We start from the raw sequence: 19,746 nt of genomic DNA, 5'->3' as shown, positions 1-19,746 counted from the left end.
GGACCCCCGAGGATATTTGGGCCAATGCGAAAGGGAAAGGGGGGCGGCGGGGAGGCCGGCCGCCGCGCATCGCGGGGCAAGGGCGGAGGTGTGCTGCCTGGGGCGGAGGCGGCGGGCTGTCGGCGCATCAGACCGGGTGGCAGTGGGCCGGGGGCGGTTGGGGGCGGGCAGTTTCTGACGGCGCGCGGGGCACGGTTTGCGCGGAGGGCCGGGGCTGCCGCACAGGGCCCGGGCCCGCATCCGGTCGGGCCCGCCCCGGGGCAGGGGGGCGGGGCCGGGGGCTCGGAGCCGGCCTCGGGGCGCGGCGGGGTCAGGCCCAGGTGCGGTCGAGCAGCGAGAGCCAGTTCTTCCAGGCAAGCTTTTCGATCAGAGCCTCGCCGTAGCCATGGGCGCGGAAGGCGTCGATCAGGTTCTGCTGGCCCGCGACATCGCCCAGCGGCGCCGGGATCGCGGCGCCGTCGTAGTCGGAGCCGAGGCCGACGTGATCCTCGCCGAGGATCGACAGCAGGTGGTCGACATGGCGCAGCACCGGCTCCCAGGTCATGTCGGTGTCCTTGCGGCCGTCGGGGCGCAGGAACGAGGTCGCGTAGTTCAGGCCGACCATGCCCTTCGAGTCCGCGATCACCGCCAGCTGGCGGTCGGTCAGGTTGCGCGCCGAGGGGGTGACGGCATGCGCGTTCGAATGGGTGGCGACGAGCGGCGCATCCGACAGGCGCGCGACGTCGTCGAAGCCCTTCTCGTTGAGGTGGCTGAGGTCGAGCATGATCTTCAGCCGGTTGCATTCCGCCACCAGCCGCTTGCCGGCCTCGGTCAGGCCCGGCCCGGTGTCGGGACCGGAGGGGAAGGCGAAGGGCACGCCGTGGCCGAAGGCGGTGGGACGCGACCAGACCGGCCCGAGCGAGCGCAGGCCGATCCCGTGCCACAGGTGCAGCGTGTCGAGATCCTCGGAGATCGCCTCGGCGCCTTCCATGTGCAGGATCGCGGCGATCTTCCCGGCCGCCATCGCGGCGCGGATGTCGGCGGTCGAGCGGCAGATCGACAGCGTGCCGGTGCGCTCCATCCACAGCAGGTGGCCGATCATCGCGGTGGCGGTCTGCACGGCGGTCTCGAACGGCACGGGGGCGGGCAGGGCCACCTGGTAGGGCGGGTTGTCCATCAGCGTGTCGTAGTCGAGCCCCGAGGCATCGGGCGGCGAGGGGATGTAGACGGCGAAGAACCCGCCGGCGAAGCCGCCCGCCTTCATCCGCGGCAGGTCGAGCTGGCCCTTGCCCTCGCCCGTCAGCCAGATCGTCTCGCGCGCGGAGGGATTGCGCAGCAGGCGCAGCAGGAAGTCGTTGTGGCCGTCGAAGACCGGAACCGGGGAGGGGCTGTGCGTCATGGGATCAGGCTGCCGTGTAGCCACGCGACGCCTCGAGCAGCGAGCGCGTGTAGGAGGAGGTTGCGGCGCGGGCGCGCAGGGCCGCCCGCGTGAGTTCTTCTATGCCCTGCCCGTGCTGCATCACCAGCAGCCTCTCGCACATGTGCGCGACCACGGCGAGATCGTGGCTGACCATCACGTAGGTCAGGCCCCGTTCCGCGCGGAGCCGGTCGAGAAGGTTCAGCACCTCGGCCTGGATCGAGGCGTCGAGCGCCGAGGTCGGTTCGTCCAGAAGCAGCACCTTCGGCTCGAGGATCAGCGCGCGGGCGATCGCGACGCGCTGGCGCTGCCCGCCCGAGAGCTGGTGGGGATAGCGGAAGCGGAACCCCTTGCCGAGGCCCACGGCTTCGAGCGCGCGCTCGACCCGGGTCTCGCGGTCGGAAAAGCCGTGGATCGCCAGCGGTTCGGACAGCACCCGGTCGATGGTGTGGCGGGGGTGGAGCGAGGCGTAGGGGTCCTGGAAGACCATCTGCACCTCGCGGTAGAAGGCCGCGGGGCGGGGCGCGGCCAGTTCCTTGCCGGCGATCCGGATGCTGCCGGCCGAGGTCGGCGCCAGGCCGCAGACGGCGCGCAGGACGGTGGACTTGCCCGAGCCGCTCTCGCCCACCAGCCCGTAGCTTTCGCCCTCGGCCACCGAGAGCGAGACGCCGCGCACGGCATGGACCTCGGACGCGCCCGAGGTGAAGCGGACGTGAAGGTCGCGGATGTCGATCAGGGAGGTCATTCGGCCCAGCTCGCCTCGCGCTGCAGGGTGGGAAGGGGGCGGACGTCGTCGTCCAGGCGCGGCAGGCAGTTCAGCAGCCCCTGCGTGTAGGGATGCCTGGCCAGGTGCAGTTCGGAGGCAGCCAGCTCCTCGACCACGCGGCCGGCGTACATCACCAGCACGCGGTCGCAGAACGAGGACACCAGCCGCAGGTCGTGGCTGATGAAGATCAGCCCCATGCCGCGGTCGCGCACCAGCCGGTCGAGGATGCGCAGCACCTCGACCTGCACCGTCACGTCGAGCGCCGAGGTCGGCTCGTCCGCGATCAGCAGGTCGGGCTCCGTCACCAGCATCATCGCGATCATCGCGCGCTGGCCCATGCCGCCCGACAGCTCGTGCGGATAGGCGTCGAACACCCGCTCGGGGTCGCGGATCTGCACGGCGTCCAGCATGGCGATGGCGCGGGCCTTCTTCTCGGCCCCCGACAGGCGGCCGTGGAATTTCAGCGCCTCGACGATCTGCTTGCCGATGGTGATCACCGGGTTCAGTGAATACTTCGGGTCCTGCATGACCATCGACATCCGGCCACCGCGCAAGCCGCGCCACTGGCGGGCCGAGGCGGTCTTCAGGTCGATGCCGTCGAAGGTCAGCGTCTTTGCCGTGGCGCGGCCCGGGGGCGGGGTCAGCCCGAGGATCGCGCGGCCGGTCTGCGACTTGCCCGATCCGCTTTCGCCGACGATGCCCAGACGTTCGCGCCCGAGGGTGAAGCTGACGCCGCGCACCACCTCGACGGGCCCGTGGCGCGAGGGGAAGGCGACGCGCAGGTCGTCGACGGTCAGGAGCGACATGCGGGGACCTCCGTGCTTGGCTGGCGGCGGAGCCGGATAGTTGGGCAAAGTCGACGGGTCATTTGGCCGCCTTCGGATCAAGGACGTCGCGCAGGCCGTCGCCGAGGAAGTTGAAGCCGAGCGAGACGGTGAAGATCGCGAGGCCCGGCATGGTGGCGACCCACCACTGGTCGATCAGGAAGCGCCGGCCGGCGGCGATCATCGCGCCCCATTCGGGCTGCGGCGGTTGCGCGCCGAGGCCGATGAAGCCAAGGCCCGCGGCGGTCAGGATGATGCCCGCCATGTCGAAGGTCACCCGCACGATGACCGACGAGGTGCACAGCGGCACCACGTGGCCCCAGATGATGCGGGGGGCCGAGGCGCCCTGCAGCCTGATCGCCGAGATGTAGTCGCTGTCGCGGATCGTCATCGTCTCGGCCCGCGCGAGGCGCGCGTAGGGCGGCCACGAGGTGATGGCGATGGCGATGATCGCGTTCTCGATCCCGGGGCCGAGGGCGGCGACGAAGGCCAGCGCCAGGATCAGGCGCGGGAAGGCCAGGAACACGTCGGTGACGCGCATCAGCACCGTGTCGACCCAGCCGCCGAAATAGCCGGCCGTCGTGCCGACGGCGAGGCCGATCGGCGTCGCGATCACCGCGACCAGCGCCACCACCATCAGCGTCAGCCGCGAGCCGTGCACGAGGCGCGAGAAGATGTCGCGCGCCTGGTCGTCGGTGCCCATCAGGTGGTCGAGCGAGGGCGCGAGCAGCCGTTCGGTCCGCAGGTCGCCGCCGATCAGCGGGTCGTAGGGCGCGATCAGGTTGGCGAAGATCGCGACGAGGATCAGCACGACGATGATCGCCAGACCGACCATCGCCAGCGGATTGGCCCGGAAGGCGAGCCAGGTGCGGTAGGCCTGGCCGAGCCGGGCCTGGCGGCGCGAGGCGGGCTGTTCGGACAGCAGCCATTCGCGGCGGGACGCCCCGTGCGGGGCAGGGGGGGCAACGGTCATGCGCGTCTCCGGACCCGGGGGTCGAGCAGGCGGTAGAGAAGGTCGCTGATCAGGTTCAGCGCGACGAAGCTGGTGCCGATCAGCAGCGTGCAGCCCAGCACCGCGTTCATGTCGGCGTTCTGCAGCGAGTTCGTCAGGTACATGCCAAGCCCGGGCCAGGCGAAGACCGTCTCGGTCAGGACCGAGCCTTCGAGCAGGTTCATGTAGCTCAGCACGATGACGGTGATCAGGGGCACGGCCGCGTTCTTCAGCGCGTGGATCCAGATGATGCGCCATTCCGGCACGCCCTTGACGCGCGCGGCGATGACGTATTCCTGCGCCATCTCGGTCAGCATGAAACTGCGCGTCATCCGGCTGATGTAGGCCATCGAGAAATAGCCCAGCAGCGAGGCCGGCAGCGCCAGGTGCGAGAAGACGTTGCCGAAGGCGCCCCAGCGGCCCTGCATCGCGGTGTCGAGGAGCAGGATGCCGGTGGTCGCGGTGAAGTCGTATTCATACGAGATGTCGACCCGGCCCGGGCCCGAGACCCAGCCGAGATTGGCGTAGAAGACCAGCAGGCCCAGCAGCGCCAGCCAGAAGATCGGGGCCGAATAGCCGATCAGGCCGATCACGCGCACGATCTGGTCCGAGATCCCGCCCTGGCGCACCGCCGCCAGCACGCCGAGCGGAATGCCGAGCAGGGTGCCGATCAGCACGCCCGAGGTCGCCAGTTCCAGCGTCGCCGGGAACACGCGGGCGATGTCCTGAAGCACGGGGCGCTTGGTCAGCACGCTCTCGCCGAAGTCGCCGCGGAAGATGTCGGTCAGGTACATCCAGAACTGGGTGTAGAGAGGCTTGTCGAGGCCGAGTTCCAGGTAGACGCGCTGGTAGGTCGAGGCGGGCGCGCGGTCGCCCACCACCGCCAGCACCGGGTCGACGGGCACCAGCCGGCCGATGACGAAGGTGACGAGCAAAAGCCCGAGGAAGGTGACGAAGGCCGTCGCCAGCACCTTGGCGGCGCCCCAGGCGAAGGCCCCCGAACGGGAGGCAAGGGCGCGCGGGCGCCCCTGCCGTGTCACGGTCGCGTCGCTCACTCCTTGGTGACCCCGACGAAGGAGTTGTCCGAGAAGCTCGGGCCGAGGACGAAGCCGTTCACGCCCTTGCGCTCGGCCGCGACCTCGACCTGCTGGAACATCACGACGAACGGGCTGTCGGCGATGACCTGGCGCTGCTCGTCCTCGTACATCGCGGCGCGCTTCTTGGCGTCGCCCTCCATCATCGCCGCATCCGTCTGCTGGGTCAGCTCGGGGATGTCCCAGGCGTTGCGCCAGGCCAGCGGCTTCGAGGCCGCGTCATCGGCATTGTCGGGGTTGTAGGCGAAGGTCGAGGCGTTGGTGTGGGGATCCTGATAGTCGGGGCCCCACTGGCCGATGTAGATGTCGTGCTGGCGCGCGCGGTACTTGGTCAGCGTCTGCTTGCCGTCGCCCGGGATCAGTTCCAGCTTGATGCCGGCCTGCGCCATCGTGCCCTGGATCGCCTCGGCGATCGCGGTGATGTCGGCGGTGTTGCGCGTGTCCATCGTCACCGAGAAGCCGTCGGGATAGCCCGCTTCCGTCAGCAGTTCCTTGGCCTTCTCGACGTTCAGCGAATAGGGCGCGTCGTCGATCTCGCCCAGGAAGCCCTTGGGCAGGAAGCTCTGATGCACCTGCGCCACGCCCGACATGATCGTATCGGCGATCGCCTGGTAGTCGACGAGGTACTTCATCGCCTCGGCGACCTTCGGGTTCGACAGGTACTCGTTCTTCTGGTTCAGGCCGAGGTAGTAGATCGAGCCCTTGACGCCCTCGTCGATCTTGATGTCGTCGTTCGACTTCATCGCCTCGATCTCTTCGGGGCCGAGGTCGCGGGCGATGTCGATGTCGCCCTGTTCCAGCAGCAGGCGCTGGGTCGAGGGTTCGGGGATGTGGCGGTAGATCACCCGCTTCATCGCCGGCGCGTCACCGTGGTAGTTGTCGTTGCGCTCGAAGACGACGGCCTCGTTCGGGCGCCATTCGCGGATCACGAAGGGACCCGAGCCCGCGTAGTTGGTCTTGAGCCAGTTGTAGCCGTAGTCGTCGCCCTCGGCGTGCTCCATCACCAGCTTCTTGTCGACGACCATCGCGACGTTGGCGGTCAGGCAGTACAGCACCAGCGACGAGGCGTAGGGCTTGTCCATCTCGAAGGCGACGGTCATGTCGTCGGTCGCGCGGATCTTCTCTTCGACGTTGTCGGGGGTGAAGCCGAACTGGGTGATGATGAAGGCGGGCGACTTGTCGAGCTTGACCGCGCGCACCAGCGAGAAGACCACGTCCTCGGCGGTGATCGGGTTGCCCGAGGCGAACTTCAGGCCCGGCTTGATCTTGAAGGTGATGGTCTTGCCGTCCTCCGACACCTCCCAGCTGTCCGCGACCTTGCCATAGACGTTCGACACGTCGTCGACGTCGTAGCCGATCAGCGGCTCGTAGCTGTTGCCCAGCATCTCGCCGCCCGAGAACTCGAACACCTCGGCGGGATCGAGCGAGATGATGTCGTCGATGGACCAGGCCTGGATCAGCGTGTCCGGCGGCGTCTCGGCGGCGACGGGCGCACCCTGCACGGCGGCCCAGGCCGCCACGGCAGTGGCCAGCCAGATCGAACGGTGAAACATCTGAAATCCCCTCTGTTGGATAGTCGGCCCCGGTCCTCGGCCGTCTGTGCGGCCCTTGGCAGGCGCGGCGCAAATTAACCGCCGGGTCAAATTTTCTGTCAAGGGCTGCCGTCGCGAGAGGCCGCCCGGCCGGCCCGGAGTGCCGAAAGAGGTGGCAGCGCGGTGGTCGTTTCGCAGCCCTCCGGCCGGGCGGTCTGCCGGCTTTGGATGCGCCGCGGGCCGCGTTTCGCCGCGGATGCGAAACAGACTGGATGCCTCGGCGCAAAACGTGCAACCCTTTGACCCGTTGGGAACGGGGGACTGCGACGACATGTCGATCAAGGCGAGCATCTATCATCTCACGCACTACACGTACGACCGGCCGGTGATCCTTGGCCCGCAGGTGATCCGCCTGCGCCCGGCCCCGCACAGCCGCACCCGCGTGATCTCGCATTCGCTGCGCGTCGGGCCGCAGCCGCACTTCGTCAACCACCAGCAGGACCCCTACGGCAACTGGCTGGCGCGCTTCGTCTTTCCCGAGCCGGTGACCGAGCTGAAGATCGAGGTCGACCTCGTCGCCGACATGTCGGTCTACAACCCGTTCGACTTCTTCGTCGAGGAATCGGCCGACACCTGGCCCTTCGACTATCCCGCCGACCTGCAGGAAGACCTGTCGATCTACCGCAAGCCCGAACCAGGCGGGCCGCTGTTTGACAAGTGGATGGCCTCGATCCCGCGCAAGCGCGTGCGCACCACCGATTTCGTCGTCGGCCTGAACCAGCGCATCTCGCAGGAGATCGGCTATGTCATCCGGATGGAGCCCGGCGTGCAGTCGCCCGAGGAGACGCTGGAGCTGGCCAAGGCGTCGTGCCGCGACTCGAGCTGGCTGCTGGTCAACACCCTGCGCCACCTCGGTCTCGCGGCGCGCTTCGTCTCGGGCTACCTGATCCAGCTCAAGCCCGATCTCAAGGCGCTCGACGGGCCCTCGGGGACCGAGGTCGACTTCACCGACCTGCACGCCTGGTGCGAGGTCTACCTGCCCGGCGCCGGCTGGATCGGGCTCGACCCGACCTCGGGGCTGCTGACCGGCGAAAGCCACATCCCGCTCGCCGCCACGCCGCACTACCGCAACGCCGCCCCGATCTCGGGCGGGTTCTCGGCCAACGGCACGCCCGAGACGGAATTCGCCTTCGACATGAAGGTGAACCGCGTGGCCGAGCACCCGCGCATCACCAAGCCCTTCTCGGACGACGCCTGGGACGCGCTGAACGCGCTTGGCCGCAAGGTCGACGAACGGCTGCAGGCGGGCGACGTGCGCCTGACCATGGGCGGCGAGCCGACCTTCGTGTCGATCGACGATTTCGAGAGCGCCGAGTGGAACACCGGCGCCGTCGGGCCCACCAAGCGCATCCTCGCCGACCGGCTGATCCGGCGGGTCAAGGACAGCTTCGCCCCGGGCGGCTTCCTGCACTATGGCCAGGGCAAGTGGTACCCGGGCGAGAGCCTGCCGCGCTGGACCTTCTCGCTGTACTGGCGGGCCGACGGCCAGCCGGTCTGGGGCGACACCTCGCTGATCGCCGACGAGGGCGTCGATGCGGGCGCCACGCCGCTGCAGGCGCAGGAGCTGATGCGCGAGATCGCGTTCGAGCTGGACGTGCCCGAGGACAACGTGATCCCCGCCTACGAGGACCCGGCCGAATGGCTGGTCAAGGAGGCGCAGCTTCCCGAGAACGTCACCCCCGAGAATTCCAAGCTCGAGGATGCCGAGGAACGCCACCGCATGGCCCGCGTCTTCGATCGCGGCCTGACCACGCCCTCGGGCTTCGTGCTGCCGATCCAGCGCTGGCAGGCGCGCGCCGGGGGGCCGGGCTGGCGGTCGGAGCGCTGGCGCCTGCGGCGCGGGCACATGTTCCTCGTGCCCGGCGACAGCCCGGTCGGCTATCGCCTGCCGCTCGACTCGCTGCCCTGGCTGTCGCCCGCGGTCTATCCCTACCACAACCCCGCCGACCCCACGATCGAGCGCCCGCCGCTGCCCGATTACGAGCCGGTCGAGGGCACCCTGGGCGAGCGTCGGACCCAGCCGATGGCCAGCTTCATCCCCGCGGCCCCCGCGCCCGCGGGCTTCGTGCCGCAGGGCGCGCCCGAGATCGAGGGCTATGTGCGCACCGCGCTGTCGGTCGAGCCGCGCGATGGCCGGCTGTGCATCTTCATGCCGCCGGTCGTGTGGCTCGAGGATTACCTCGACCTGCTGCGCGCGGCCGAGGCCGCGGCCCGGCGCATGGGGCTGAAGGTGCATATCGAGGGCTATGCCCCGCCGTGGGACCCGCGGCTGAACGTGATCCGCGTGGCGCCCGACCCCGGCGTGATCGAGGTGAACATCCACCCCGCGCACAGCTGGGAGCAGATCGTCCACACCACCGAGACGCTCTACGAGGACGCGCGGCAGTGCCGGCTGGGCGCCGACAAGTTCATGATCGACGGCAAGCACACCGGCACGGGGGGCGGCAACCACGTGGTGGTCGGCGGCGTGACGCCCAACGACTCGCCCTTCCTGCGCCGGCCCGACCTGCTGAAGTCGCTGATCCTGCACTGGAACCGGCACCCGTCGCTGTCCTACCTGTTCTCGGGCCTGTTCATCGGCCCGACCAGCCAGGCGCCGCGCATCGACGAGGCCCGCCACGACAGCCTCTATGAACTCGAGATCGCGCTGTCGCAGATCCCGGCGCCGGGCTGGGGCGTGCCGCCGATGCCCTGGCTGACCGACCGGCTGCTGCGCAACATCCTGACCGACGTCACCGGCAACACCCACCGGTCCGAGATCTGCATCGACAAGCTCTACAGCCCCGACGGCCCGACCGGGCGCCTGGGCCTGGTCGAGTTCCGCGGCTTCGAGATGCCGCCGAACGCGCGGATGAGCCTGGCGCAGCAGCTGCTGATCCGGGCCCTGATCGCGCGGTTCTGGGACAATCCGGCGGGCGGCGACCTCACGCGCTGGGGCACCCAGCTCTACGACCGCTTCATGCTGCCGCACTACCTGTGGGAAGACTTCCTCGACGTGCTGGCCGACCTGCGCCGGCATGGCTTCGACCTCGACCCCGAGTGGTTCAAGGCGCAGGCCGAGTTCCGCTTCCCCTTCTGCGGCGAGGCGGAATACGAGGGCGTGCACCTGGAACTGCGCCAGGCGCTGGAACCCTGGCACGTGCTGGGCGAGACCGGCGCGATCGGGGGCACGGTGCGCTACACCGACAGCTCGACCGAGCGGATGCAGGTGAAGCTGACCGCCGCGGACCCGTCGCGCTACATCGTGACGGTGAACCAGCGCCGGCTGCCGCTGATCAAGACCGGCGCCGCGGGCGTCTCGGTCGCCGGGGTGCGGTTCAAGGCCTGGCAGCCGGCGGCGGCGATGCAGCCCACGGTGCCGGTGCACGCGCCGCTGACGCTCGACATCTTCGACAGCTGGACGGGGCACGCGCTCGGGGGGTGCACCTATCACGTCGCCCATCCGGGCGGGCGCAGCTACGACACCTTCCCGGTGAACGGCAACGAGGCCGAGGCCCGCAGGCTTGCGCGGTTCGAACCCTTCGGCCATACGCCCGGCGGATACTGGCCGGCCGAAGAGCGCGCGCATCCGGAATTCCCGATGACGCTCGACCTGCGGCGGCCCGCCGGCATTTGAGGATCTGAATGACACGCGCCGCCCCCTACAAGGACCCGGTCGCCACCCTGCTCGAGGGGTACGACCGCCTTCCCGGGGCGGCGGACGAACTGCTGGACCAGGACGGCGTGATCCGCCCGGTCTGGAAGCCGTTCATCCAGCACCTGGCGCGGCTGCCCAAGGACGTGGTCGCCAGCCGCTTCGCCCGCGGCGACCAGTACCTGCGCGACGCGGGCGTGTTCTACCGCCTGTATTCCGAGGCCGACGCGACCGAGCGCGCCTGGCCGCTGAGCCACGTGCCGGTGATCGTGCACGAGCGGGAATGGGCGACGATCTCCGAGGGGCTGATCCAGCGCGCCGAACTGCTGGAACGGGTGCTGGCCGATCTGTACGGCCCGGGCTCTCTGGTGGCGGACGGCCACCTGCCGGCGCGTCTGGTGGCGCAGAACCCCGAGTGGCTGCGCCCGCTGGTGGGCGTGCAGCCGCATGGCGACCATTTCCTGCAGTTCCTGGCCTTCGACATCGGCCGCTCGCCCGACGGCAGCTGGTTCGTCATGGGCGACCGGACGCAGGCGCCCTCGGGCGCGGGCTTCGCGCTGGAAAACCGCATGGCCTCGGGGCGGGTGTTCTCGGATTTCTTCGCCACCGCGAACGTGCACCGGCTGGCGGCCTTCTTCCGCGCGTTCCGCGACGGGCTGAACGGGCTGCGCCGCAACGACGCGACCCGCGTCGGCATCCTGTCGCCGGGGCCGATGAACGACACCTACTACGAACACACCTACATCGCGCGCTATCTCGGGTTCCTGCTGCTGGAGGGCGAGGACCTGGCGGTGCAGGACGGGCAGGTGATGGTGCGCACCGTCGCCGGTCTGCGCCCGATCGACGTGCTGTGGCGCCGGCTCGATGCCCGCTTCGCCGACCCGCTGGAACTTGACGGCGCTTCGCACATCGGCACGCCGGGCCTCGTCGGGGCGGTGCGGGCGGGCCATGTCTCGGTCGTCAACGCGCTGGGCTCGGGCCTTCTGGAAACGCGCGCCTTCCTCGCCTTCCTGCCGCGGATCTGCGAGGTGCTGATGGGCGAGCCCCTGAAGCTCAACAACATCGCCACCTGGTGGTGCGGCCAGCCGACCGAGCGCGATTTCGTCACCCGCAACGCCGACAGGCTGCTGATCGGGCGGGCGCTGTCGAACCGGCTGCCGTTCGAGCGCGACGACGAGCCGGCGCAGCCCAGGGGCGGCGCGCGCCAGCGCATCGAGGCCGAGGGGCCCGAGCTGGTGGGGCAGGAGGCGGTGACGCTGTCGACGACGCCGGCCTGGGTCGATGGCCGGCTCGCGCCGATGCCGATGCTGCTGCGCGCCTTCGTGGTGCGCACGCCGCAGGGCTGGCAGGTGATGCAGGGCGGCTACGCGCGCATCGGCAAGACCCGCGACGCCTCGGCGATCGCGATGCAGCGCGGCGGCGCGGTGGCCGATGTCTGGATCGTGTCGGACCAGCCGGTGCCGCATGACACGATCGCGCCGCCGCCGGGGGTGTTCACCCGCTCGGGCATGGGCGTGCTGCCGGCGCGCGCGGCCGACAACCTCTACTGGCTTGGCCGCTACGTCGAGCGGGTCGAGACCGCGGTGCGGCTGCTGCGCGCCTGGCACCTGCGCATCGCCGAGCCGGGCAGCACCGACCGGCCGCTGATGCGGCTTCTGGCCGATCACCTGAAGGGGCAGGGCTTCGACCCGGCCCAGCCCTTCGCCGAGCGGCTGGGCGAACGGGTCGCCGCCGCGCGCGGCTGCGCCAACAAGGTGCGCGACCGCTTTTCGACCGACGGCTATTTCGCGCTCAAGGACCTGTCCGAGGCCGCGGCGGCGATGCGCGGGCGCAGCCTGTCGGGCGACGACGCGGTGCGCGAGCTGTCGGCCTTCCTGCGCCAGATCGGCGGCTTCTCGGGCCTCGTGCACGAAAACATGTACCGCTTCACCGGCTGGCGCTTCCTCACGATCGGCCGCGCGCTTGAACGGGCCAATTCCATGGCCTGGCTGCTGTCGGTCTTCGCCGACGCGACCGGGCCCGAGGGCGCGCTGGACCTGGCGGTCGAGGTCGGCGACAGCGTCATGACCCACCGCCGCCGCTACACCGTCACCACCAGCCGCTCGACCGTGATCGACCTGCTGGCGCTCGACGCGCGCAACCCGCGCTCGCTGCTGTTCCAGTTCGCCGAGATGAAGGCGCAGGTCGCCGAGCTGCCGGGGTCCGAGACGCTGGGGCTGATGCCGCGCCTGCCGCGCCGGCTGCTCGAGCTGCACACCGGCATCGCCGTGCTCGGCCCCGACGAGATGACCTCCGAGCGCCTGCGCGGCCTGCGCGGCGCCACCGCCGACCTCTCGGGCCTGATCGCCGAGACCTACTTCCAGTAGCGCGTCCGCCCGCCGTCGCCTAGGAAAGGCCCATGCTCTACGACATCGACGCCAGCATCGCCTACAGCTACCAGCAACCCTCGGCGCTGGGCCGCACCGTGCTGCGTCTGCTGCCGGCGAGCGTGCCCGGGGTGCAGCGGCTGGTCGCGGGCACGCTGGTGGCCGAGCCTGCCGCCGACGAGCGCACCGACCGGGTCGACTTCTTCGGCAACCACGTCACCGAGATCGCCTGGCGCGGCACCGGGCGCGAGACGCGGTTCCGCGTGCAGGCCCGGGTCGAGCGGATCGCCCGCCCGCCCGAGCTTGACCTTTCGCCCGCCCTCGCCGCGCTGCCGGCCGAGATCCGCGCCTGGCACGACCTGTGCCACGACGCGCCGCACCATTTCCTCGGCCCCTCGGACCGGGTGCGCCCGACGCCCGAGATGACCGCCTTCGCCGCCGACCTGGTGACGCCCGAGATGACGGTCTTCGCCGCGGTGCAGGCGCTGGGCCGCGCGCTGTTCGACGAGATGCGCTTCGATGCGACCGCGACCACCGTCGACACCGACCCGGTCGAGGCCTTCGCCGCCCGCCACGGCGTCTGCCAGGATTTCAGCCACATCATGATCGCCTGCCTGCGCGGCATCGGCATCCCGGCCGCCTATGTCTCGGGCTACCTGCGCACGCTGCCGCCGCCGGGGCAGGAGCGGCTGGCGGGCGCGGATGCGATGCACGCCTGGGTGCGGGCCTGGTGCGGCACCGACCTGGGCTGGGTCGAGTTCGACCCGACCAACGACCTGGTGGTGGCGGGCGACCACATCCTGGTCGCGGTCGGGCGCGACTACAGCGACGTGGCACCGGTGAAGGGCGTGCTGCGCACCGCCGGGCGCCAGGCCAGCCACCACGGCGTCGACGTGATTCCGCTGGGCTGAGCGCGATGGACCGCCTCGCCTGCGACCGGATGTTCGTCACGGTGATCGAGCTTGGCAGCTTCACCGCCGCCGCCCGCCGCCTGGGCGTGAGTTCGGGCCAGGCCTCGAAGCTGGTGCAGCGCCTCGAGGAGGAGCTGGGCGTGCAGCTTCTCACCCGCTCGACCCGCGCGCTGTCGCCGACCCCGGCCGGGCAGGATTATTTCGAGCGGATGCGCCGGGTGATCGAGGAGATCGACGCGATCGACCACGAGATCCGCGATGCTGCCGCCGAGCCCGGCGGGCGCATCCGGCTGACGGTGCCGATCACCTTCGGCGCCCGCGTGCTGGCGCCTGTGCTGACGGACTTCGCGGCCCGCTATCCGCAGATCCGGTTGCAGGTCGATTTCTCGGACCGGCTGACGGGGCTGGTGGACGAGGGGTTCGATCTGGCCGTGCGGGTCGGCGCGCCGCGGGATTCGGGGCTGATCGCGCGCCGGCTCTGCCCGATCCGTGTCGGCGTCGTGGCCGCGCCCGGCTATCTCGCGCAGCGCGGCACCCCGCGCAGCCCCGCCGACCTCGCGCAGCACGATTGCATCCTCGACGGAAATTTCGCCAACCCCGCCGCCTGGGCCTTCCGCGACCCCGCCACGGGGCGCGACAGCGCGCTGCCGGTCACCGGGCGGCTGCAGTTCGCCTCGGCCGAGGCCGTGGCCGAGGCGGCGGTGCGCGGTGCCGGTCTTGCCCGCGGTCCGGATTTCGTGCTGGGGCCGCTGGTCCAGGCCGGCCGCCTGCGCCCGGTGCTGACCGAGTGGGAGGCCGAGCCGATCCTGCTGCATGCGCTCTATCCCGCCGGGCGGCACCTGCCCGCGCGGCTGCGCCGGCTGATCGACCTGCTGGTCGAGGCCTTCCGCGTCCCGCCGGCCGCCTGGTCGATGATCCCTTCCGAAGGGGAAGAAGTCTTCCGGCAAACGTAGGGGTTATCCCGCGCCCTGGAAGCGGTCATCTTGGGGACAACGCAATCGAACCCCGGATCCCGCCATGTCCCTGCCCACCCTGGAAAAGCACCCGCTGAACACCGCGACCGCCCCGATCGAGATCGGCCATGTCGTGCTGACCGTGCGCGATCTCGCCGGCGTCGGCGACTACTACCGCGACGTCGTCGGGCTCGAGCCGATCGCCGAGGATGGCGAGACCCGCCGCTTCGGGGCCGCCGGGCGCACGCTGGTCGAACTGCGCCGCGACGGCGCCGCGCGGATCGCGCCGCGGGGCGAGGCGGGGCTGTTCCACACCGCCTTCCTGCTGCCCTCGCGCGCCGATCTCGGGCGCTGGCTGTCGCGCATCGCCGACAGGCAGATCCCCGTGCAGGGCGCCTCTGACCACCTCGTCAGCGAGGCCGTCTACCTGACGGATCCCGAGGGCAACGGCATCGAGGTCTATGCCGACCGCGACCGCGACCGCGCCGACTGGCCGCGGGGCCCGCAGGGCATCGCCATGGCGACCGAGCCGATGGATGTCCAGGGGGTGCTTGCCGCCGGGCGCGGCGGCTGGAAGGGCCTGCCCGCCGCGACCGTCGTCGGCCATGTCCACCTCAAGGTCGGTGACCTCGGCCAGACCGAGGAGTTCTTCGGCACCACGATGGGTCTTGAGCTGACCACCCGCTACCCGGGGGCGAACTTCTGGGGCTGGGGCGGGTATCACCACCACCTTGCGACCAACATCTGGCAGACCCGAGGCGCCGGGACCCGGCAGCACGGCCTGACCGGCCTTGCCGAGGTCGTGCTGCTGGCCGAGGCGCCCGAAGCCGCGCGGCTCGGCGCCCGGCCGCTGGTCGATCCCTGGGGGACGGTGTTCTCCGTCGCGCCGAAGGCCTGAGACGATCGGGGCGGCCCTCCCGTGCGGGGGGCCGTCGCGCCGCGGTCCGGCGGCGGTCAGACCATCTTGGCCAGCAGCGCCACCAGCTGCGCGCGCTCGCGCTCGGTCAGCGGGTCGAGCGTCGCCTCGGTCACGCCGACCGCGCGCGGCTCTGCCGCGAGATAGGCCGCGCGGCCCTGCTCGGTCAGCGACACGGTCAGCCGGCGCCTGTCGTCGGGATCGGGCGAGGTCACGACCATCCCCTGCCGCACCAGCCGGTCGACCACGCCCTTGATCGTCGCGCCATCCATCGCCGTCAGCCGGCCAAGGTGGTTTTGCGACAGCGGTCCCAGCTCGGTCAGCTTCGCGAGCGCGGCGAACTGGGTGGTGGTCATCTCGGGGATCGCGCCCGAGAAAATCGACAGGTGTCGCTGCGTGACACGCCGCAGCAGAAAGCCGACCTGTTCGTCGAGGATGTAACGGGTATCCATACTCATCGCCTAGATGTTTAGCGTGCGGCATCGCCTCTGCGCAAGAACGTTGACACGGTGTCAATCGCGATCGCAGAATGTTTGCACGCATACGAAACAGCGCCGTCCCTCCAGCGACCCGGAGCCCGCGATGCCTTTCGCCAGCCCCCAAGACTTTGCCAGGCCGGACTGTCTGGAGGCTGCGCTCGCGCTGCGGGCGCAGGCCGGGTGGCGCCCGCTCGCCGGCGGGACCGATCTTTTCGCCGCCACCCGGGCGCAGCGGCTTGCGGGGCCGGTGCTCGACCTGACGGCGGTGGACGAGCTGCGCGGCCTGTCGCCGCTGCCCGACGGCGGGCTGCGGATCGGCGCGGCGACCCCCTGGGCCGAGATCGCGCGCGCGCCGCTGCCGCCGGGCCTGTCGATGCTGGCCGCGGCCGCGCGGCAGGTGGGCGGCCGGCAGGTGCAGAGCCGCGGCACCATCGGCGGCAACCTGTGCAACGCCTCGCCCGCGGCCGACGGCGTGCCGCCGTTGCTTGCCGCCGGCGCGATCGTCGAGCTGGCCTCGGCCCGTGCCCGGCGCCGGATGCCGCTGGCCACGTTCCTGCAGGGCCCGCGCCGGACGTTGCTGGGCGCCGACGAGCTGATGGTCGCGATCGAGATCCCGGCGCGGGGGCTGGAGGGCGGATCGGCCTTCCTCAAGCTCGGGGCCCGGGCGCATCTGGTGATCTCGATCGTGATGGTCGCGGCCCGCATCACCTGCCGGGGCGACCGGATCACGGATGCCGCGGTGGCGGTCGGCGCCTGCTCGGGGACGGCGCTGCGCCTGACCGCGCTCGAGGCCGCGCTGGCGGGCCGGCACCCCGCCGAGGGCTTCGACCCGGCGCTGGTGACCGCGGCGCTCTCGCCGCTCGACGACATCCGCGCCACCGCCGATTACCGCCGCACCGCCGCGGCCGAGCTTGTCGCCCGCGCCCTGCGCGCCGCCGCCCAAGGGGTCCCCCCGGAGATCGCCGCATGAACCATCCCGCGTCCCCGGTGCCGACGCTGCGCGTCAATGGCCGCCCGCATCCGTTGACCGGCGATCCGCGCCGGCGGCTGTCGGACCTGCTGCGCGAGGATCTGGGCCTGACCGGCACCAAGGTCGGCTGCGACGCGGGCGATTGCGGCGCCTGCACCGTGCTGGTCGACGGCGCCCCGGTCTGCGCCTGCCTGACCGCGGCCGGGCAGGTCGCGGGCGCGGCGGTCACCACGGTCGAGGGGCTGGCCGAGCAGGGCCGGCTGTCGGCGCTGCAGGCAAGCTTCCTGCGCCACGGTGCCGCGCAATGCGGGATCTGCACGCCCGGCATGCTGATGGCGGCGACGGCCCTCCTGGCCGAGGCGCCGCGCCCGACCCGGGCCGAGGCAGAGGCGGCGCTGGGCGGCGTCCTGTGCCGCTGCACCGGCTATGCCAAGATCATCGACGCCGTCTGCGACGCCCATGCCGCGGATGTCGCGGCGCCCGAGGTCGCGGCGGGCGCCGCCGTCGGCGCGCCGCTGCGCCGGCTTGACGGCCTGCCCAAGGTCGCGGGCACCGACAGCTTCGGTGCCGACCACGTCCCCGCGGGCGCGCTGACGCTGGTCGCGATCCGCTCGCCGCATCACCACGCGGCCTTCCGATTCGGCGATCTCGCGGGCTTCGCCGCCCGTCCCGGCGTCGCCGGGGTCTGGACCGCCGCCGACGTGCCGGGCGTGAACCGCTTCGGCGTGATCCCCGCCTTCGCCGACCAGCCCGCGCTGGCGCCAAGCCCCGCGCGCCTGCGCGGCGAGGCGGTGGCGCTCGTGGCCTTCGCGCCGGGGGCCGAGCCCGAGGTCGACGGATTTCCCATCGAGTGGGCGCCGCTGGCGCACGAGCTGGACCCCGAGGCGGCCGCGGCCGAAGGCGCGGCGCGCGTGCATCCCGACCGCCCCGGCAACCACCTGACCCAGGGCTTCGTCCGGCGCGGCGAGGCTGGCCCGGCGCTGGCGGCTTCCGCCCATGTCGCCGCGGCCCGGTTCCAGACCGCCTTCGTCGAACATGCCTATATCGAGCCCGAGGCCGGCTGCGCCTGGCTCGAGGGCGACACGCTGGTGATCCGCGCCACCACCCAGGCGCCGGTGATGGACCAGGAAGAGACCGCGAGGATCCTCGGCCTGCCGACGGAGCGGGTGCGGATCATCCCCTCGGCGGTGGGCGGCGGCTTCGGCTCGAAGCTCGACGTCTCGCTGCAGCCGCTCCTCGGGCTCGCGACGCTGGCGACGGGTCTGCCGACGCGGATGACCTACACGCGCTGGGACTCGATGACCTCGACCACCAAGCGCCACCCCGCGCGGATCGAGGCGCGGATCGGCTGCGATGCCGATGGCCGGGTGACGGCGATGGAGTTCGACGGGATCTTCGACACCGGCGTCTATGCCAGCTGGGGCCCGACCGTCGCGAACCGGGTGCCGGTGCACGCGACCGGCCCCTACCGCACGCCCGCGATGATCGCCCGGGCCCGGGCCATCCACACCAACGGTCCCTCGGCCGGGGCGTTCCGCGGCTTCGGCGTGCCGCAATCGGCCATCGCGCAAGAGGTGCTGTATGACCGCCTTTCGGCTGCGGTCGGGCTGGATCGCCTGCAGTTCCGCCTGCGAAATGCCTATGTCGCAGGCGATGTGACTGCGACCGGTCAGGTCCTGACCGCGCCCGGAATCCATCAGTGCCTGACCGCGCTTGTCCCGCACTGGGACCGGGCGGTGGCCGAGGCCGCAGCGGCCAATGCCGAACCGGCCGGGCCCGGCGGCGGCACGATCCGGCGCGGCGTCGGCATCGCCTCGTGCTGGTATGGCTGCGGCAACACCTCGCTGCCGAACCCCTCGACGATCCGGGTCGGCATCTCGGCCGCGGGCCGGGTGGTGCTGCATCAGGGCGCGACCGACATCGGGCAAGGCTCGAACACGGTGATCACCCAGATCTGCGCCGATGCGCTTGGCCTGCCGGTCGCCGATTTCGACCTGATCGGCCCCGACACCGCGCTGACGCCCGACGCGGGCAAGACCTCGGCCTCGCGCCAGACCTTCGTGTCGGGCCGCGCCGCGCAGGCCGCGGGGGCCGCGCTGCGGGCCGGGATCCTGCGCGCCGCCGGCGTCAACGGCGCGACCGGCCTGCGGCTCGAGGGCGCGACCCTCGTCGTCTCGGGCGAGGGGACCGAGCATCGCCTCGACCTTGCCGCGCTGCCGGCCGATGCGCGCGGCTACGCGCTTTCGGCCGAGGAAAGCTATGACCCGCCGACGGCGCCCCTCGACGCGGACGGGCAGGGCATTCCCTATGCCGTCTACGGCTACGGCGCCCAGATCGCCGAGGTCGCGGTCGACATGCGTCTGGGCACGGTGAAGGTGCTGCGGATGACCGCCGCCCACGACCTGGGCCGGGTGATCAACCCGCAGCTGGCCGAGGGCCAGATCGAGGGCGGGATCGCGCAGGGGCTCGGCCTTGCGCTGATGGAGGAATACCTGCCGGGCCGGACCGAGAACCTGCACGACTACCTGATCCCCACCACCGGCGACATGCCGCCCGTGACCTCGATCCTAGTCGAGGTGCCCGAGCCCGAGGGGCCGTTCGGCGCCCGGGGCCTTGGCGAACATGTCCTGATCCCCACCGCCCCCGCCATCCTGAACGCGATCGCCGACGCCACCGGGGCCGAGATCACGCGCGTGCCGGCCCTGCCGCACCGCGTGCTGGCCGCGATCGCCGCGAAGGAGCGGGCATGACCCCGAAGGACCAGCCCGTGACCGTCCCGCCAGATGTCCCCGCCGATGGCCCCGCCGATGCCCGTGCCGATGCCCGTGCCGCCGCCCGGGCCGAGAAGCTGCGC

General features: G+C 71.4%; 14 protein-coding genes. 7 read left to right on the top strand and 7 right to left on the bottom strand.

What is annotated here, in order from left to right; translation table 11 throughout:
- Nucleotides 1-310: 310 nt before the first annotated feature.
- The 6 genes from V8J39_RS09895 to V8J39_RS09870 all read right to left on the bottom strand — a co-directional run bounded on the left by V8J39_RS09895 (nucleotide 311) and on the right by V8J39_RS09870 (nucleotide 6,624).
- Nucleotides 311-1,378 (bottom strand): dipeptidase, encoded by a 1,068-nt coding sequence (locus tag V8J39_RS09895; protein WP_336460715.1) that lies wholly within the window; start codon nucleotides 1,376-1,378, stop codon nucleotides 311-313.
- 4 nt (nucleotides 1,379-1,382) lie between these two features.
- On the bottom strand, nucleotides 1,383-2,141 hold the full coding sequence (locus V8J39_RS09890) for an ABC transporter ATP-binding protein (protein WP_336460714.1): 759 nt from the start codon (nucleotides 2,139-2,141) through the stop codon (nucleotides 1,383-1,385).
- Nucleotides 2,138-2,968, bottom strand: a complete 831-nt coding sequence (locus tag V8J39_RS09885) for an ABC transporter ATP-binding protein (protein ID WP_336460713.1) — start codon at nucleotides 2,966-2,968, stop codon at nucleotides 2,138-2,140. The genes V8J39_RS09890 and V8J39_RS09885 overlap by 4 nt, the downstream gene beginning before the upstream one ends.
- Before the next feature lie 58 nt (nucleotides 2,969-3,026).
- Nucleotides 3,027-3,959 (bottom strand): ABC transporter permease, encoded by a 933-nt coding sequence (locus tag V8J39_RS09880; protein ID WP_336460712.1) that lies wholly within the window; start codon nucleotides 3,957-3,959, stop codon nucleotides 3,027-3,029.
- A complete protein-coding gene (locus V8J39_RS09875; protein ID WP_336461198.1) occupies nucleotides 3,956-4,948 on the bottom strand; it encodes an ABC transporter permease in 993 nt (330 codons plus the stop codon). The genes V8J39_RS09880 and V8J39_RS09875 overlap by 4 nt, the downstream gene beginning before the upstream one ends.
- Before the next feature lie 80 nt (nucleotides 4,949-5,028).
- Nucleotides 5,029-6,624 (bottom strand): ABC transporter substrate-binding protein, encoded by a 1,596-nt coding sequence (locus V8J39_RS09870; RefSeq protein WP_336460711.1) that lies wholly within the window; start codon nucleotides 6,622-6,624, stop codon nucleotides 5,029-5,031.
- Nucleotides 6,625-6,934: 310 nt separating this feature from the next.
- On the opposite strand from V8J39_RS09870, the gene V8J39_RS09865 reads away from it, so the two are divergent.
- From V8J39_RS09865 to V8J39_RS09845, 5 genes are all read left to right on the top strand, one after another.
- A complete protein-coding gene (locus tag V8J39_RS09865) occupies nucleotides 6,935-10,279 on the top strand; it encodes a transglutaminase family protein (protein ID WP_336460710.1) in 3,345 nt (1,114 codons plus the stop codon).
- An 8-nt stretch (nucleotides 10,280-10,287) separates the two neighbouring features.
- Nucleotides 10,288-12,663, top strand: coding sequence for a circularly permuted type 2 ATP-grasp protein (locus tag V8J39_RS09860; RefSeq protein WP_336460709.1), 2,376 nt, complete (start codon nucleotides 10,288-10,290; stop codon nucleotides 12,661-12,663).
- A 32-nt stretch (nucleotides 12,664-12,695) separates the two neighbouring features.
- Entirely contained in the window at nucleotides 12,696-13,574 is an 879-nt protein-coding gene (locus V8J39_RS09855; RefSeq protein ID WP_336460708.1) for a transglutaminase family protein, read from the top strand.
- 5 nt (nucleotides 13,575-13,579) lie between these two features.
- Nucleotides 13,580-14,527 (top strand): LysR family transcriptional regulator, encoded by a 948-nt coding sequence (locus V8J39_RS09850; protein WP_336460707.1) that lies wholly within the window; start codon nucleotides 13,580-13,582, stop codon nucleotides 14,525-14,527.
- Between the two features lie 64 nt (nucleotides 14,528-14,591).
- The gene (locus V8J39_RS09845) at nucleotides 14,592-15,425 is read left to right on the top strand and encodes a VOC family protein (RefSeq protein WP_336460706.1); all 834 of its coding nucleotides are present in this window, start codon (nucleotides 14,592-14,594) and stop codon (nucleotides 15,423-15,425) included.
- A 56-nt stretch (nucleotides 15,426-15,481) separates the two neighbouring features.
- On the opposite strand, the gene V8J39_RS09840 is transcribed toward V8J39_RS09845, so the two are convergent.
- Nucleotides 15,482-15,895: a MarR family winged helix-turn-helix transcriptional regulator gene (locus tag V8J39_RS09840; RefSeq protein WP_336460705.1), complete on the bottom strand. Its 414-nt coding sequence runs from the start codon at nucleotides 15,893-15,895 to the stop codon at nucleotides 15,482-15,484.
- A gap of 130 nt (nucleotides 15,896-16,025) precedes the next feature.
- On the opposite strand from V8J39_RS09840, the gene V8J39_RS09835 reads away from it, so the two are divergent.
- Nucleotides 16,026-16,892 carry an FAD binding domain-containing protein gene (locus V8J39_RS09835; protein WP_336460704.1) on the top strand — a complete coding sequence of 289 codons (867 nt, stop codon included), beginning with the start codon at nucleotides 16,026-16,028 and terminating at the stop codon, nucleotides 16,890-16,892.
- The gene (locus V8J39_RS09830; protein WP_336460703.1) at nucleotides 16,889-19,642 is read left to right on the top strand and encodes a molybdopterin-dependent oxidoreductase; all 2,754 of its coding nucleotides are present in this window, start codon (nucleotides 16,889-16,891) and stop codon (nucleotides 19,640-19,642) included. The genes V8J39_RS09835 and V8J39_RS09830 overlap by 4 nt, the downstream gene beginning before the upstream one ends.
- Nucleotides 19,643-19,746 lie beyond the last annotated feature (104 nt).

Source organism: Frigidibacter sp. MR17.24 (assembly GCF_037095655.1).
In the GTDB taxonomy this organism is placed as follows: Bacteria; Pseudomonadota; Alphaproteobacteria; order Rhodobacterales; family Rhodobacteraceae; genus Frigidibacter.
The sequence above is the reverse complement of the archived record's forward strand: the minus strand, read 5'-3'. Positions and strand labels throughout refer to the sequence as shown.

What these genes read in the sequence shown, in the direction of transcription:
- V8J39_RS09880 (WP_336460712.1), bottom strand. Translation starts at nt 3,959, where the DNA reads ATGACCGTTGCCCCCCCTGCCCCGCACGGGGCGTCCCGCCGCGAATGG.
- V8J39_RS09885 (WP_336460713.1), bottom strand. Translation starts at nt 2,968, where the DNA reads ATGTCGCTCCTGACCGTCGACGACCTGCGCGTCGCCTTCCCCTCGCGC.
- V8J39_RS09835 (WP_336460704.1), top strand. Translation starts at nt 16,026, where the DNA reads ATGCCTTTCGCCAGCCCCCAAGACTTTGCCAGGCCGGACTGTCTGGAG.
- V8J39_RS09845 (WP_336460706.1), top strand. Translation starts at nt 14,592, where the DNA reads ATGTCCCTGCCCACCCTGGAAAAGCACCCGCTGAACACCGCGACCGCC.
- V8J39_RS09850 (WP_336460707.1), top strand. Translation starts at nt 13,580, where the DNA reads ATGGACCGCCTCGCCTGCGACCGGATGTTCGTCACGGTGATCGAGCTT.
- V8J39_RS09855 (WP_336460708.1), top strand. Translation starts at nt 12,696, where the DNA reads ATGCTCTACGACATCGACGCCAGCATCGCCTACAGCTACCAGCAACCC.
- V8J39_RS09860 (WP_336460709.1), top strand. Translation starts at nt 10,288, where the DNA reads ATGACACGCGCCGCCCCCTACAAGGACCCGGTCGCCACCCTGCTCGAG.
- V8J39_RS09895 (WP_336460715.1), bottom strand. Translation starts at nt 1,378, where the DNA reads ATGACGCACAGCCCCTCCCCGGTTCCGGTCTTCGACGGCCACAACGAC.
- V8J39_RS09830 (WP_336460703.1), top strand. Translation starts at nt 16,889, where the DNA reads ATGAACCATCCCGCGTCCCCGGTGCCGACGCTGCGCGTCAATGGCCGC.
- V8J39_RS09870 (WP_336460711.1), bottom strand. Translation starts at nt 6,624, where the DNA reads ATGTTTCACCGTTCGATCTGGCTGGCCACTGCCGTGGCGGCCTGGGCC.
- V8J39_RS09865 (WP_336460710.1), top strand. Translation starts at nt 6,935, where the DNA reads ATGTCGATCAAGGCGAGCATCTATCATCTCACGCACTACACGTACGAC.
- V8J39_RS09890 (WP_336460714.1), bottom strand. Translation starts at nt 2,141, where the DNA reads ATGACCTCCCTGATCGACATCCGCGACCTTCACGTCCGCTTCACCTCG.
- V8J39_RS09840 (WP_336460705.1), bottom strand. Translation starts at nt 15,895, where the DNA reads ATGGATACCCGTTACATCCTCGACGAACAGGTCGGCTTTCTGCTGCGG.